General features: G+C 51.7%; 10 protein-coding genes. 8 read left to right on the plus strand and 2 right to left on the minus strand.

Annotated features, from left to right (window positions below):
* Nucleotides 1-45 precede the first annotated feature (45 nt).
* The 5 genes from G491_RS0104040 (at nucleotide 46) to G491_RS0104060 (ending at nucleotide 5,350) form a co-directional block, all read left to right on the plus strand.
* Complete coding sequence (locus tag G491_RS0104040) at nucleotides 46-540, plus strand: MaoC family dehydratase (protein WP_028313671.1); 495 nt, start codon at nucleotides 46-48, stop codon at nucleotides 538-540.
* A 37-nt stretch (nucleotides 541-577) separates the two neighbouring features.
* Complete coding sequence (locus G491_RS29365) at nucleotides 578-1,363, plus strand: TIGR03084 family metal-binding protein (protein WP_035217583.1); 786 nt, start codon at nucleotides 578-580, stop codon at nucleotides 1,361-1,363.
* Between the two features lie 372 nt (nucleotides 1,364-1,735).
* Nucleotides 1,736-2,908: an acyl-CoA dehydrogenase family protein gene (locus tag G491_RS0104050; protein WP_015947425.1), complete on the plus strand. Its 1,173-nt coding sequence runs from the start codon at nucleotides 1,736-1,738 to the stop codon at nucleotides 2,906-2,908.
* Between the two features lie 64 nt (nucleotides 2,909-2,972).
* Nucleotides 2,973-4,172 carry an acyl-CoA dehydrogenase family protein gene (locus tag G491_RS0104055; protein WP_028313673.1) on the plus strand — a complete coding sequence of 400 codons (1,200 nt, stop codon included), beginning with the start codon at nucleotides 2,973-2,975 and terminating at the stop codon, nucleotides 4,170-4,172.
* Nucleotides 4,173-4,228: 56 nt separating this feature from the next.
* The gene (locus G491_RS0104060) at nucleotides 4,229-5,350 is read left to right on the plus strand and encodes an acyl-CoA dehydrogenase family protein (protein WP_028313674.1); all 1,122 of its coding nucleotides are present in this window, start codon (nucleotides 4,229-4,231) and stop codon (nucleotides 5,348-5,350) included.
* A 798-nt stretch (nucleotides 5,351-6,148) separates the two neighbouring features.
* On the opposite strand, the gene G491_RS0104075 is transcribed toward G491_RS0104060, so the two are convergent.
* Complete coding sequence (locus tag G491_RS0104075; RefSeq protein ID WP_028313675.1) at nucleotides 6,149-6,808, minus strand: hypothetical protein; 660 nt, start codon at nucleotides 6,806-6,808, stop codon at nucleotides 6,149-6,151.
* 124 nt (nucleotides 6,809-6,932) lie between these two features.
* Nucleotides 6,933-7,940, minus strand: a complete 1,008-nt coding sequence (locus G491_RS0104080) for a transposase (RefSeq protein ID WP_028313676.1) — start codon at nucleotides 7,938-7,940, stop codon at nucleotides 6,933-6,935.
* A 106-nt stretch (nucleotides 7,941-8,046) separates the two neighbouring features.
* Here G491_RS0104080 and G491_RS0104085 point away from each other — a divergent pair, with 106 nt between their 5' ends.
* From G491_RS0104085 to G491_RS0104095, 3 genes are all read left to right on the plus strand, one after another.
* Nucleotides 8,047-10,104, plus strand: a complete 2,058-nt coding sequence (locus G491_RS0104085) for a cache domain-containing protein (protein WP_211239130.1) — start codon at nucleotides 8,047-8,049, stop codon at nucleotides 10,102-10,104.
* The gene (locus G491_RS0104090; RefSeq protein WP_248635313.1) at nucleotides 10,040-11,566 is read left to right on the plus strand and encodes a sigma-54-dependent transcriptional regulator; all 1,527 of its coding nucleotides are present in this window, start codon (nucleotides 10,040-10,042) and stop codon (nucleotides 11,564-11,566) included. Before G491_RS0104085 ends, G491_RS0104090 begins: the two co-directional genes overlap by 65 nt.
* Before the next feature lie 117 nt (nucleotides 11,567-11,683).
* Nucleotides 11,684-14,326 (plus strand): PEP/pyruvate-binding domain-containing protein, encoded by a 2,643-nt coding sequence (locus G491_RS0104095; RefSeq protein WP_028313679.1) that lies wholly within the window; start codon nucleotides 11,684-11,686, stop codon nucleotides 14,324-14,326.
* Nucleotides 14,327-14,352: the final 26 nt, after the last annotated feature.

The raw sequence follows: 14,352 nt of genomic DNA on the forward strand, positions 1-14,352 counted from the left end.
TCTTCTGTTCAGGAGGAAGGCGAATAATTAGGAAAGGAGGGCGCCATGGTAGGAAAAGTTGAGGTGGTTGTGAACGAGGAAAACAAGAAGGTCTGCCGCATAACCTCTCACCGGAGGACTCTATCCGAAACCGACATTGTCAATTTTGTAAACCTGGTCGGGCTGCACGAGCCCCCTTTTATCGATATGGAGTTTGTCCAGCAAACCCTGCCGGGCCTGCATAATAAACGGTTCGCTCCCGCGCCTTTGCTGATTTCGCTGGGCATGGGCCTGATCGCGACCAGAATCATGGACGTCATCAATACCCTGGCCCAGGAGGAAAACCTGGGCGCCTTCCACGGCATGGTGGGGCTGGAGGCCGTGGTGAAATATCCGGCCTTTCCCGGCGACACCCTGCAGGTGGAGGTGGAGGCCTATGTGGACCGCGTGACGTCAAAGGGCAAATATTTGGTGAACCTGAAGCATGTTGTAAAAAATCAGGACGGCATTCCGGTTACCATCTTCACCGAAAAAGTCATGTTCGAGCCAAAGAAAGATTAAGGCTGGTTCAATAAATCAATCCAATAAGGAGTGCAGCATGAAGGCAATTTGCGAGGACCTGGCCGCCGAAGGCCAGGCATTGGACGACATTGTTGCAAATATCAGCGATGAAGAATGGGACATTGTAACGCCATTCGACGGTTGGACCGTCAAGGCGGAAATCGCCCACATTGCTTTTTTCGACTATATCGCCCGGTTGTCCGCTTCGGACAAGGAATCTTTCGACATGGAAATGACCAAGATGATCGAAAATTTCGACCGGCTTTTTGAAGTCACCCTGGAGCCCGGCATGAACCGGAGCAACCAGGAGCTTCTTTCGTGGTGGAGGGCGGAACGCAAGGCCATGATCGACGCCTATCTGGCATGCGATCCCAAGCAGCGCCTTCCCTGGCACATCCCCATGAGCGCCCGCTCCTCCGCTACGGCGCGGCTTATGGAAACCTGGGCCCACGGCCAGGACGTGGTGGACGCTCTGGGCGTCAAGCGGGAGGCCACGGACCGCTTAAAGCATATCGCACATCTTGGGGTAGCCACCTTTGGCTGGAGCTTCAAGGTTCGGGACCTGACGCTTCCTGACGCCCCAGTGCGGGTGGAATTGACAGGGCCTTCGGGCGACTTGTGGACCTGGGGCGATAAGACGGCCGCGGACAAAATTGTGGGCGACGCCGAGGATTTTTGTCTGGTGGTCATCCAGCGCCGGCATTTTAAGGATACCAAGCTGGAAGTGATTGGAGACACGGCGGAAAAATGGATGTCCGTGGCTCAGGTATTCGCCGGTCCTCCGGCGGAAGGCCCCAAGCCGGGCTCTTTTCCCAAGTCCTGAAAATCTGACTGAAAGCGCCAGCCTTCAAATAAACCTTATTAACCCAATTTCTGGGAGTGAAGTATATTCCAGATATTTAGGAAATTGTGACAGGCATAGAGGAATTAGACGTCAACGCCGACTCTCAAAAAGCTCCCTCCCCCTTGACGGGGGAGGGTTGGGGTGGGGGTGACATTACTTGGCATTCCAGAGTCCCCCCCATCCTGTCCTTCCCCCGCCAGGGGGGAAGGGACCATGAATATAGGGCTCTGGCATATAGGCAGATCTTAGGTCCAGACGTAATTACTTGATTTCAAGGCATTACTTCCAACTCCAAGAGTTGAAGTATTAACCGTACTGCTTATTCCATCAACGAAAATAGAGGGAGAAACCATGACAACGCAAAATATCAAGACGGCAGACCAGATGTATTTCACTAAAGAACATGACCTGGTTCGAAAATCGGTTCGGGATTTTGTGAAAAAGGAAATCGCCCCCAACCTGGACGAATGGGAGGAAACCGGAGAAACCCCATTGCACGCGTTGTTCAAAAAAATGGGTGACCTGGGATTCCTGGGCATCCGGTACGATCCCAAATACGGCGGTCAGGGCCTGGATTATTGGTACGAACTGGTATTTCTGGAGGAGCTGGCCCACATACAGGGCCTTGGCCTGCCCGTGGCCATTGCGGTGCAAACCCACATGGCCACGCCCGCCATCTATGAATTCGGAAGCGAATACTTGAAGGAGACCTATCTGGTTCCGGCCATAGCGGGCGACATGGTGACCTCCATCGCCGTCACGGAGCCGGGCGCCGGGTCCGACGTGAGCGCCCTGGCCACCACCGCCAAAAAGGACGGGGACCATTACGTCATCAACGGGTCCAAAACCTACATCACCAACGGAACCCAGGCGGACTATCTCACGCTGCTCGCCCGCACAAGCGACGATCCCGGATACCATTCCTTTAGCCTGTTCGTGGTTCCCACCAACCTGCCGGGCTTTCAGGTCAGCAAGAAGCTCGACAAACTGGGGATGCGAAGCAGCGACACGGCCGAGCTTTTTTTCGACGACGTGCGCATCCCCAAGGAAAACCTCATAGGCCGGGAAGGCGAGGGCTTCATCTACCAGATGCAGCAATTCCAGCACGAACGTTTTTCCGCCATCCCCGGAGGCTACATTGTGGCCAAGGATATCATCGACCTGACGCTCGACTATATCAAAGGGCGCGTTGTGTTCGGCAAGCCGTTAATCAAACGGGAGCTTTTGCAGCATCGCCTGGCCCAGTGGCTGACCGAGATCGAGTGCCTGAAATCCCTCACCTATCACATCGTCCAAATGAAAATGGCGGGCCTGGAATGCACCCGGGAGATTTCCATGGGCAAGTTGAAAGCCGCCAAGGTTTTGCAGGGAGTCGCAGCGGACTGCATCCAGATGTTCGGCGGCATGGGTTTTATGAACGAAGCTCTGATTACGCGGTTTTATCGGGACGCCCGCATTATTTCCGTCGGCGGCGGGGCTGACGAGGTCATGTGCCAGGTGATCGCCCGGCTCGAAGGCTTCTAAAAAGGCCGGAAAGCAGGATTCAACCCGGGCGCCCATGATTTTGCAGATCAAAAAAGGAGCAAGCATGGAATTTCAATTCACGGAAAAAGAATTGGCTTTCAGAGCTGAACTGGAAGCATTCATCAAAAGCGCCCTCCCCCCGGACTGGCAGGAACGAGCCAGAAGCTGGCCCGGCGGATACGGCGCCATGGAATATGATTCCGAACAGGATCGGCAAGACGCGGAAATCTTCAAGCAAAAAATGGTGGATGAAGGCTGGTTTACGGTCTCCTGGCCCAAGGAATACGGAGGCCGGGGCCTCTCCAACATGGAGCAGGCCATCTATTTTGAACGCACCAGCTACTACCGCGCCCCCAGCTTGAACATTGCCACGGCCATCATGGGGCCCACTATCCTGCAGATAGGCACGGAGGAAAACAAGGAAGACTGGGTCCCTGGAATCGCCAGGGGCGAAATTGAAATGTGGCTGGGATACAGCGAGCCTGACGCAGGGTCCGACCTGGCTTCCATCCGGACCACGGCCGTCCGTGAAGGGGACGAATACGTTCTCAACGGCCAGAAAATCTGGAGCAGCCTGGCCCACGCCTCCAATTACGGCTGGGTCATCGCGCGCACCGACCCGGACGGGCATCGCCACCGGAGCGTGAGCATCCTGGTGGTGGACAACAATACCCCCGGGGTCGCCATTCGCCCTCTCATTAACATTATAGGCGTGCACTCGTTCAACGAAGTGTTTTTTGACAATGTGCGCGTTCCCGCCCGAAACCTCATAGGGCAGGAAAACATGGGCTTTTACTACCTCATGACCGCCCTGGATTTCGAAAGGCTCATCGTGAATATCGGCGCCTTCAAACACGGCCTGGAAATGCTTTGCGACTACGTAAAGCAGACGGAACGGGGCGGCAAGCCTCTCGGCAAAGATCCCCACGTGCGGAGAAAGCTGGCCGAAATCGCCGCAAGGGTGGAGATTGCCTATCTTTTCTATTGGAGAACCGCCACCCTGCTGGACCGGGGGAAGATTCCCAGCGTGGAGTCCTCGGCCCTCAAGCTGGTCACCACCGAGTTGAGCCGAATGCTGGCCAACGCCAGCATGGAAATCCTCGGCCCATACAGTCTGTTGATGGACCCCACCCAGGGCGCGCCCATGAACGGCATGGCGCCCAGGGGATACCTGGACTGCATCTCCGCCACCATCGGCGCCGGAACCTCGGAGATCCAACGCAATATCATCGCCACGCGGGGGCTGGGGCTGCCGTCCAAGTAAGGGCTTGATAAACAGGAAATCCTTCCCATGGGAAAAGCGATAAAAGGAGCGTATCAATGGATTTGGATTTGACCAAGGAACAAGGCTTTATCAAGTCGTCGGCCCGGGAGTTTTTAAAAAAGGAATGCCCGGTCTCCACGGTGCGGGAAATGCGCGACGACCCGGAGGGCTTCTCCCGGGACGTCTGGAAAAAAATGGCGGTCCTGGGCTGGCAGGGAATCATGATTCCCGAGGAATACGATGGCATGGGAGGCGATTTCCTGGACCTCGCCCTCATCCTGGAAGCCATGGGCGAAGTCTGCTGCAACGGGCCTTTTTTCTCCACCGTGGCGCTTGGCGCTACGGCTATTATAAATTTGGGAACCGAAGAGCAAAAAAAGGAGCTGCTCCCCCAAATTTCCAAAGGGAATCTCATTTTGTCCCTGGCGGTCGCCGAACCGCAGCAGTGGTACGGGCTGGACGATATTCAAACCACGCTTACGGACACCGGCCAGGATTTGGTTCTCAACGGCGCCAAACTTTTTGTGGAGAACGCCCATATCTCCGACTACATCCTCTGCGTTGCACAAGGGCCGGGCAAGGGTTTAAGCGTGGTGATGGTGGATCCCCGCAGCCCCGGCGTCCAGAGCTCCCCCCTGAGCACCTTTGCTTACGAAAAACAATGCAATGCAACGTTTAAGAATGTGCTTATCCCGCGCGCTAACATCCTGGGAACGATGGGGGAAATGCGGGAAGACCTGGAAGGCCTCCTGGAGTTCGCGGCATTGGCGAAATGCCTCGAAACAGTGGGCGTCCTCCAGGCGGCCTTCGAGCAAAGCGTGGAATACGCCAAATCCCGCAAGCAGTTCGGCCGGGCCATAGGCAGCTTCCAGGCCATCCAGCACCACTGCGCCAACATGGTCGTGGATGTGGACGGCGCCCGCTTCATTTCCTATCAGGCGGCATGGCGAGTGGCCAGGGGGCTTCCCGCTTCCGCGGAAATCTCCATGGCAAAGGCCTGGACCGGAGAAGCGGCCAAAAGGGTGACCGCCCTGAGCCATCAGATTCATGGGGCGATTTCCTTTTGCGACGAATTCGACCTGCATTTTTATTATCGAAAAGCCAAGGCCTGCGAAGCCGCTTTCGGCGACGTGCAGTATCATCTGGACAAAACGGCTGACCGGTTAGGGCTCGTGTAGATCAACATAAAGGGCGGAGCGACGGGACATGAAAATAGAAAACAACCTGACCGGAATGCTGGGCGTCCTGCTTCCCTGGATGCGGGCGTGGTTGACTCCCTGCCCAGCGTCAGGGAGTTCATAGACGGCATCATGACCCAGGCCGAAGAAATCATACAGCGTTTGCAGCAGTGGAATATGGTGCAGGATTGACCCAAGACGGTCTGCCGCCCAAACTTGCCCATAAAAAATAAAAGGGGTTAGCCCTGTTTGAGCTAACCCCTTGTTATTTTTTGGCGCCCGCATCCGGGACGGCGTCACGAGGATGACGAAGACTGGCGGCTATTGCAGCCAAAAGGGCTTGGAATAGCCCTCGGAATTTTCGTTACTCCGAAAGATCGTCATCCCGGCAAGGGACGGTCTGGTTTGGGAGATCGTACCGCAACCCGGGACCCAGCGCCCTCAAGGCGCTGGATTTCAAAGAGGGAATTTACCCATTATTTCAGAATGATATAAAGTTAATCAATTAGTAAGGGACGTCCCATAGAATCTCAGGGCATCACTTCCGCCTGTTTGACCCAGCGATTTTCGGGAGACAGCTTGCCGCCGAAAGGCAGGATGAATTCTTCAAAGGTCATTTGTTTTGCATCGCGGATGTACATGAAAGCTCCTGACAAGGTGCAAGGTTCTTGGGCCCAAAAGCCCATTTTTCGTGCATCAATGCCAGCATAATTAGCATATTTAAAGATAAAATTCAATAAGTTATTTGTTTTTTAGTAAACCCTATTTATTATTTCAAACAGATAAAAAGTTACTCACTTAGTAAGGGACGTCCCCTAAACTTTCACGTCCCCTAAAAATTCCTGTAGGTATCCCTTCCTTCTCTATCTCATACGATATCTGCTCTATCAACTCTTCCCCTCCTATAAACTGAAAAACAGCGTGGATGTCTTCATCTTCCCAGGCGCGGGCTACCATGGCATTCCTTCTCCTATCTAAAAAGTCAAAAAGCTCCTTTTCTGTTAAGCCGAGTAAATAATCGACTGCATCTTCAAAAAGGCGTTTGGGGGTGAAGAAATCGTCCGTGGGCAGCACTAACATGACTTTTCTGCCCCTTCTCATACAATCGTAGTGATAGCTATTAAATGGCAAGGATAACTCACAAACCGTGCAGGGCACATTCTTAACAAGTTCATTTGGTGCATATACGCTTTTACATCCAGGAGGAGGAGTGTGTTGTGAATCCAGCAGCTTTTTTTTCTGCATTCGGTTACCTTTGAACTCCCCTCCCCAAGTTTTCCACCTTAAAATGCTTTTATAAAGATAGGCAATGTTCTCCAAGAATACTGCCAAAAATTCAGTCAATAGGGACTTATTTTCAGCAACAATTGTAAGTGTTAAAAAACCCGTTTTCAAATAGGGGTCTTTATTTTCCCAAAGATAAATGCCTCTTTCTTTGACATATTTGATGCCGTTCATTTATTATTCCTATTTGGTAAAATAAGTGTGGGTATCAGCGCCTCCGACCAAAGGAAGGGTGTAATTCTTGGGGACGTCCCTTAATAAAATACTAACTTGAATTTGAAGAATACTCGCCAGAGACTTAACCATCCAATATATATTTGTTTTTCATGGCTATTCTCCGGCCGCGATTCACGGCATGGGTTACCCCTCCACTGGACATACCCAACTCGCGGGCAAGTTCTGGCTGGGACACCCCCAACTTTTTCGCCGCCCAATAGCAATAAAGACTTCGGGCGTCAGCCAGGGGCCGCTGCCGCGATTTGGCGAGAACCCACTCCGGCGCGACGCCAAAAAGGGCCGAGGCCTTTTCCAACGCCGTTTTCTTGTCGATGCCTTTGACAGCCAAAAGGTATTTGCCGGAAAGATTTTCCTTGGCCTGGTTCAGGATCGACTGCACAAAATCCCCATCCCCCAAAATCCGCTGATCGCTTTTCTGCCTGGACTCCTTGGACGGAAAGACGGCTTTCACAGCGTCCCATCCTCCCAGGCTCCGAACCAGGCCGCCCCCTGTCAGATCCTCTCGCCTGCCCATGGTCAGCCCGGCCTTCACAAAATCGTTGTAACGCTTGCGGGAGGCGCGCAAGGAGCCTCCAAAAGACGCCAAAACAAACTCCGCATCTTGCCAGGGGCATGGGCTTTTTCCCAGGAGGACCCTATGACCGCAATACCGGTGGGCTGCAAGGCCCTTGAGGTCGGAAACCGCTCCCGCTCTCAGGGGATTCAGATGAATGTATCGGACCAGTTCCTTGAAATAGGCGTTTTCCTGGCAAAGCACGGACTTTAACCGATTTTGAAACAAGGGGCCATGACGGAAATGCCTGCGATTGAAATATCCGGCGTATCCGGTCATAAGGCGGCGCATGACATGGGAGATTCCAGCGGGCGGGCTGCGGAACAGAAAATGGGCGTGATTGTCCATGAAAACCCAGGCGTAGCATGCGGTCTGGGTTTCGGGCAGCACAGATGCGAGGCGATCAACCAGGGCGTCCCGGTCCTGGTCGTCGGCGAAGATCGGCTTGCGCTCGATGCCCCGGACCATCACATGATGCAATAATCCAGGCGCGTCTAATCGGGATTTGCGAGGCATGATGCTCAAACCTACCTCACTATGCTTTGGTTGTCAAGTTACTAGCTTATTAAGGGACGTCCCCAAAAACCCCGTCCCCAAAAACCCCAAAAACCACAGGGGGGGCATGTCCGGCAAGACCATATTGGGGCCTTACTGGCCGACACAAAATCCATGCACTCCTTTCTGGTTTGGCTGGCTAAAAGGAGGCGAAAAGCGGAATATGGGAGAATGTTATAGTGAGTCGCAAACATTGAGCCAAAAGCTGTTCCCCCCTGCAATCCTTTCCTGTTTCCTTCTTTTCTTCAAGTGTGATAAGCAAAACCATGCATTCAAAAGAGGGGGACTCTTATTGTTGAATAATCGCATTAAAAATAACCTGCAAATAAAAGTGATTGCACTTTTTTTGCCGCTATCCCTCATCCCGATGGTGGCGGTGGGAGTTTTTTCCCTAAAAACAGCAGAAGAAATCGTCGTCAGCATGGTCAACATCCAAATGAACAATGTGGCCGATGACAAGGTAAACTTGCTTGAACGTTGGCTTACGGAACGCAGAGCCGATCTTTTAGTGATAGCGGATTCTTCCTTCCTCGGATCAATGGATCCTGATATAATTGGACCTTATCTAAATAGCGTTTGTTCCAATTACAAAGTTTACAGGGAGGTTTTCGTAATATCTTCCGAAGGGGAGATTGTTTTTCGAAATACAGGTGTGCAATCGGGCGAGGAATGGAGGGATGGCCTTGAGTACCCCATAGACAGTTACTTCATGTCAGAAATTACTTTCAGGCCTGGAGATAAGGAGTCCGCTTTTCGTATTGCCGCCCCTATTCTTGACGAAAAAGGCCATGCACGGGGGACCGTTTTCGCCACAGTGGGGACGAGCTCTATCCTGAACATCATCCTGAAAGTAAGTCTTGGCGAAACAGGGGAATGCTACTTGGTGGACAAAAATGGGGCCTTTTTGGCGCACAACGACCCCCGTAGGATTTTGACGGAAAATATTTCCCATTCTGGAAGTTTTACAAACATATTCGTCTCGCAAGACAGAGAGACGGCCTACTTGGACTATCGCGGCATTGAGGTGTTAGGAACCTCTCGGAAAGTGCCGGGGACCGATTGGTACCTTGTTGTCGAGCAGGACCGGGACGAGGCTTTTCAAAGCGCCCAAATATTGAAACGCCACTTCTTTTTAATAGCGGCGTTTTCTTTGTGCTATGCGGTGGTATTGGCTTGGGCTATTTCCCGTTACCTGATCAGCCCTATAAAAGATTTGAGCAGGTCCGCAAACATTCTCGCCGACGGAGAATTTGACAAGGCTGCAGTCCGGACCGACCGAAAGGATGAGATCGGTTTACTCTATCAAGCATTTAACCACATGGCGTTACAGCTTAAGGAGAGACAGGACTCCCTTGCAAAGGAAGTGGACTTGAAAGAATCGGAGTTGCATGAAACGGATATCATGTTGCAACAATCGAGGCTGGCAGCGGCCAGGTCTGAAAAATTTGCAGCGCTGGGGCGTCTGGGCGCGGGGGTGACTCATGAGATAAGAACCCCCCTTACATCAATCAAACTTTTTCTGGAATCAGTTCAGAGCGAGATAGAGATATCGCCCGATTATAAAGAGGATTTTATGATCGCGATGATGCAAGTAACGAGAATAGAAAACACCATCAACCGTTTTCTCGACTTTGCGAAGCCTCAAAAATTGGTATTTTCATCCATGGATATACAGCAGGTAGTAGAAGACGTTCTTTCCGTTGTCAGGCCTATGGCCAATAAACAAGAATGCATTGTGTATAAAAAAATTGGCGCGAATTTACCCAAAATACAGGGAGACAAAAAAATTTTAGAAGAAGCCCTTATCAACCTGCTGATCAATTCACTGGAGGCTATGGAACTCCAGGGCCGAATTGACGTGTCTGCCAAAATGGGTTCTTTTCAAATAGATGGAAAGGACGTATCGTGCGTCAGGGTGGACATATCAGACACAGGGTCTGGTATTTCAGAAGAAAACATCCCCAACGTCTTTGATCCTTTCTTTACAACAAAAGCGTCTGGATCCGGGCTCGGACTGTCGATGGCTCACAGCGCTATACAGCGCCATGGGGGAGGGCTGCGTGTGGAAAGCACTGTTGGCAAAGGAACGATTTTTTCCATTTTTCTTCCAACAGAGCAGCACTGAGGATTTTAGAAACATTATGGAAAAGATACTGATCATTGATGATGATGAGGGACTAACCCACTTTCTTAACCGTTTTTTTTCAAGAAAGGGTTATAAGGTCCAAGTATGCACGGACAGCCTGTCCGCCCTGGATCTGATCGCCCGGGAACCTTTTGACCTGATCCTTCTGGATTACAAAGTCCCGGGGCTCAACGGGCTTGATACGCTCAAAAGGATTAAAAAATCACAGGTTAAAACGCCTGTTATCATCATGACGGCCTACGGGACAACGGAAACAGCCATCGAGGCCATGAAGATAGGGGCCTATGAGTACCTTCCCAAACCTTTCGACAGAAAGGACTTGAGCAAAATCAGCTATGATGCCCTCGTTATCAATCGGCAGATGAAGGAGGTCGTCCGTTTTCCACAGTCGGGGGGAGAACCGTCCCCCACTGCGGCAAGAGGGGCATTGAGCATTATCGGCAGCAGCAAAAAGATGCAGAATGTCTATAAGCTGATCGGACAAGTGGCTGAAAAAAACGTTTCTGTTCTGATAGGAGGAGAAAGCGGCACGGGAAAAGAGTTGGTTGCAAGAGCGATTTATCACCACAGCGTTCGCAAAGACCGCCCCTTTATGGCCATCAACTGTGCAGCCATACCGGACTCTCTTTTTGAAAGCGAATTGTTCGGCTACGAGCGCGGGGCCTTTACGGGAGCGGATCGTGTATATATTGGGAAAATTGAACGGTGCGATGGCGGAACCTTGTTTCTGGATGAAGTTGGAGACATGTCCCCATCCGCGCAGGCAAAAATTCTGAGGGTGCTTCAGGAGGAGGCCTTTGAGAGGCTCGGGAGTGCCGAAACGATAAGGGTTAATGTCCGAATCATAGCGGCAACCAATAAAAACTTGGAAGAGGAAGTGAAAAATGGCCGGTTCAGGGAGGATCTCTATTGGAGGTTAAAAATTATTTCCATTGACATGCCTGAACTCAGGGAACGTGCTGAAGACATACCGGAATTGGTAAAATATTTTGTCAGCCGATTCAGCAAGGAGTATTCTAAGCCGGTCCAGCATGTTTCGGACGGAGTAATGGAAAGACTTCAAGCCTATTCCTGGCCTGGAAACGTCAGAGAACTTGAAAACTGTATCCGCCGCGCCGTTCTCCTTTGCTCCGGAGAAATCATTGTGGAGGAAAATCTCATAGCGATGGAGCGGGAGTCGGAGAATTGCGTTCAGGGCCAGGGCAAGGAGCACCTACCGGAGAATTTAATACAGAAACTGGACGAGCTCATCACCGGAATCATGAAGATTGCAAACCAAGATGCGCACGCCAAAGTCATGGATACGGTGGAAGAGGCGCTGATAAAAAAAACCTTAGAGAATTGCGGCAACAACCAAGTTCAGGCCGCTAAAATGCTTGGAATCAGTCGGAACACCCTGCGAAGCCGAATTAAAAAGCTCAATGAAAAGAGCTATGATTAATCGAAATCCCGACCCGCCTCACTTTGCGTCGCGTAATATGCTATCTTTTCTTTTTGTGCTGGCAGGTTAAGTTTGCATCCAAGTTGGTAATGAAAAGCCAAGGAGCTTTTGGGCCGTATGGAAACAACCCAAAGATCACCGGAAGAAATTAGCAGCGGCTTTCCGGCGCTTGATGAAATCATAGACCGGCTTCGGATAGGCGATAACGTAGTCTGGCGGGTGGACAGCCTGGAGAATTACTCTATTCTTGCACGGGCTTTTGCAGACTTGGCTCTGGATCACCACCGCAAACTGGTATACATACGGTTCGCCGCGCATCCCTTGATCATGAAGCCTCGGGAAGGTCTGCTCACCCTGGAAGTAGACCCAGGCCTTGGTTTCGACAGTTTCTGCACCCAGGTGAGCAACATCATTGACGAGCACGGCCCCCATACCTTTTACGTGTTTGACAATCTATCGGCCCTAGTGGAAGACTGGGCCACGGACGAACTGCTGGCCAATTTTTTTCAGGTGACGTGCCCGTATCTGCGGGAAATGAAAACCATAGCATATTTTGCTTTAACGCGAGGCCAGCACTCCCACGTTGCACTATCCAAGATACGAAGCACCACGCAGGTGCTGATGGATGTGTACTACGTGCAAGGACATCTCTACATTCAGGCTCTCAAGGTATTGGACCGATATTCTCCTCAAATGTTTATCCCCCACAAGTTCCATGGCACGTCCTTAACCCCCCTTTCCCAAAGCAGCGAGGCGTCCGTGGTCCTGGCGCACGCCAGCAGGCAGCCATTGCGGCGCAAAGCAGATTCCTTCGTGCCTTGGGATGAGGTTTATAGGAAACTTGCCCAGTTTGAGGAATCCGAGATCACCGCCCCGGAGCGGATTCAAGAGAGGGACGCCCTGAAAATGGAGTTTGCCCGGATGATTATCGGAAGTCATCCCCAGTTTAATCGGCTCGCTGACGATTACCTCACCTTACAAGATCTGTTTGACATCCGATATCGGATGATCGGCTCCGGCCGAATCGGTGGAAAAGCCTCCGGAATGCTGGTGGCGCGCCGGATTCTCCTGGATGCGCCAGGGGAAGTTAATTTCGGAAAGGTGCTTGAGCAGCATGACTCTTTCTATATAGGCTCGGACGTATTTTTCAGTTTCTTGGTTAATAATGGTCTGTTCCGGCTTAGAATGCGCCTCACACGCAGTTCCCAGATAACACAAGAGGAATTTGAGGAGGTCGAGCGTCGATTTCTGGTTGGAAAATTCCCGCCTGAAATCATGGAGCAATTCCAGGACATGTTGGAATATTTCGGACAGGCTCCGATTATCGTGCGATCAAGCAGTCTGCTTGAAGATGGGTTCGGCAATGCTTTTGCTGGTAAATACCGAAGCGAGTTCTGCGTCAATCAAGACACTCCGGAACAACGCATGGATGATTTTCTGCGGGCGGTGAAGCTGGTTTATGCCAGCGCGGTGAACCCGGACGCCCTGGCCTATCGGAGGCAGAGGGGACTTGGGGAGTCGGATGAACAGATGGCCATCCTGGTCCAGCGAGTCTCGGGCTTCAACTACAAAAAATTTTTTTTCCCGCAAATGGCCGGCGTGGCTTTTTCTCACAATCTCTACCGATGGACCGACCGGATTGATCCCTTGCAGGGCATGGTTCGCCTTGTCTTCGGGCTGGGCACCCGCGCTGTGGACCGGGTTGGAGGCGACTACCCGCGTATAATAGCTCTTAGCCACCCGGAACTGCGCCAGGAGGTTGGGGCCAAAATTTCAGCCTATTCACAGCGCCGTGTGGACGTTCTTGATCTTTCCCAAAATAAGTTTCACACACAAAGATTTAACGACTTAGTCGCAGGAGGGGATTATCCTGGCTTGCATCTTTTCGTTTCCATGGTCGAGCATGGATATGTGCGGGATCCCGCCAGCGCCTTGCTCAAAGACCTTAAAAATTCGGTGCTGACGTTTAACCTCCTTATCAGACAAACGAATTTTATCCAGGTAATGCGGGAAATGACCGCCAAGTTGGAGAAGGCCTATGGGTATCCGGTTGATACGGAATTAACCGCTTCCATTGGCGCGGACAACGAGGTTCGAATCAATCTTTTGCAGTGCCGCCCCATGAGACTGCCGGGAGCCAAAGTTCCAGAAGATGCTATGCCCCCCGAGGATTTGCGAACACAAAGCGTTCTTTTTCGCACCACGCGCATGATTCCCGGAGGGGTGGCGGACAAAATCCGCTACATCCTATATATTGATCCCAAGGCTTATGCGAACAGGGCCTCACTGGAGGTGAAAAAATCCCTGGGACGCGTGGTGGGCGACCTGAACCGGCACGCTGCCTTTGCGAAACACAGGTTCATCATAGCTGGTCCTGGCCGATGGGGCAGTTCCAACATCAATCTAGGCGTTAACACCTCCTACGCTGACATAAACAATACCTCGGCCCTGGTGGAAATCGCTTTGGAAACGGCTGGACATACTCCGGAGCTTTCCTATGGCACCCATTTTTTCCTGGATCTTGTGGAATCACAAATAATCTACCTCCCAGTCTACCCGGACAATCCCGCAACGCAATACAATTTCACTTTTTTTAATTCTTCCCCAAATATCCTGTGTGAAATTCTCCCCCAAGCATCACAATATGCGGAGTTTATCAAGGTCATAGACGTGCACCGAGCAACCGGCGGAAAATACGCCAAAATAGTAGCCGATTCGAAAAATCAAAAAGCGGTGTGTTTTCTTGATGAAGGGAAATAGGCCTCCCGGCTCCGTCCTCCAGTAGG

The organism is Desulfatibacillum aliphaticivorans DSM 15576 (genome assembly GCF_000429905.1).
Lineage (GTDB): Bacteria > Desulfobacterota > Desulfobacteria > Desulfobacterales > Desulfatibacillaceae > Desulfatibacillum > Desulfatibacillum aliphaticivorans.

Coding starts and splice junctions, on each gene's coding strand:
- G491_RS0104080 (WP_028313676.1), bottom strand. CDS start 7,940: ATGCCTCGCAAATCCCGATTAGACGCGCCTGGATTATTGCATCATGTG.
- G491_RS0104075 (WP_028313675.1), bottom strand. CDS start 6,808: ATGAACGGCATCAAATATGTCAAAGAAAGAGGCATTTATCTTTGGGAA.
- G491_RS0104040 (WP_028313671.1), top strand. CDS start 46: ATGGTAGGAAAAGTTGAGGTGGTTGTGAACGAGGAAAACAAGAAGGTC.
- G491_RS0104060 (WP_028313674.1), top strand. CDS start 4,229: ATGGATTTGGATTTGACCAAGGAACAAGGCTTTATCAAGTCGTCGGCC.
- G491_RS29365 (WP_035217583.1), top strand. CDS start 578: ATGAAGGCAATTTGCGAGGACCTGGCCGCCGAAGGCCAGGCATTGGAC.
- G491_RS0104055 (WP_028313673.1), top strand. CDS start 2,973: ATGGAATTTCAATTCACGGAAAAAGAATTGGCTTTCAGAGCTGAACTG.
- G491_RS0104050 (WP_015947425.1), top strand. CDS start 1,736: ATGACAACGCAAAATATCAAGACGGCAGACCAGATGTATTTCACTAAA.
- G491_RS0104085 (WP_211239130.1), top strand. CDS start 8,047: ATGTCCGGCAAGACCATATTGGGGCCTTACTGGCCGACACAAAATCCA.
- G491_RS0104095 (WP_028313679.1), top strand. CDS start 11,684: ATGGAAACAACCCAAAGATCACCGGAAGAAATTAGCAGCGGCTTTCCG.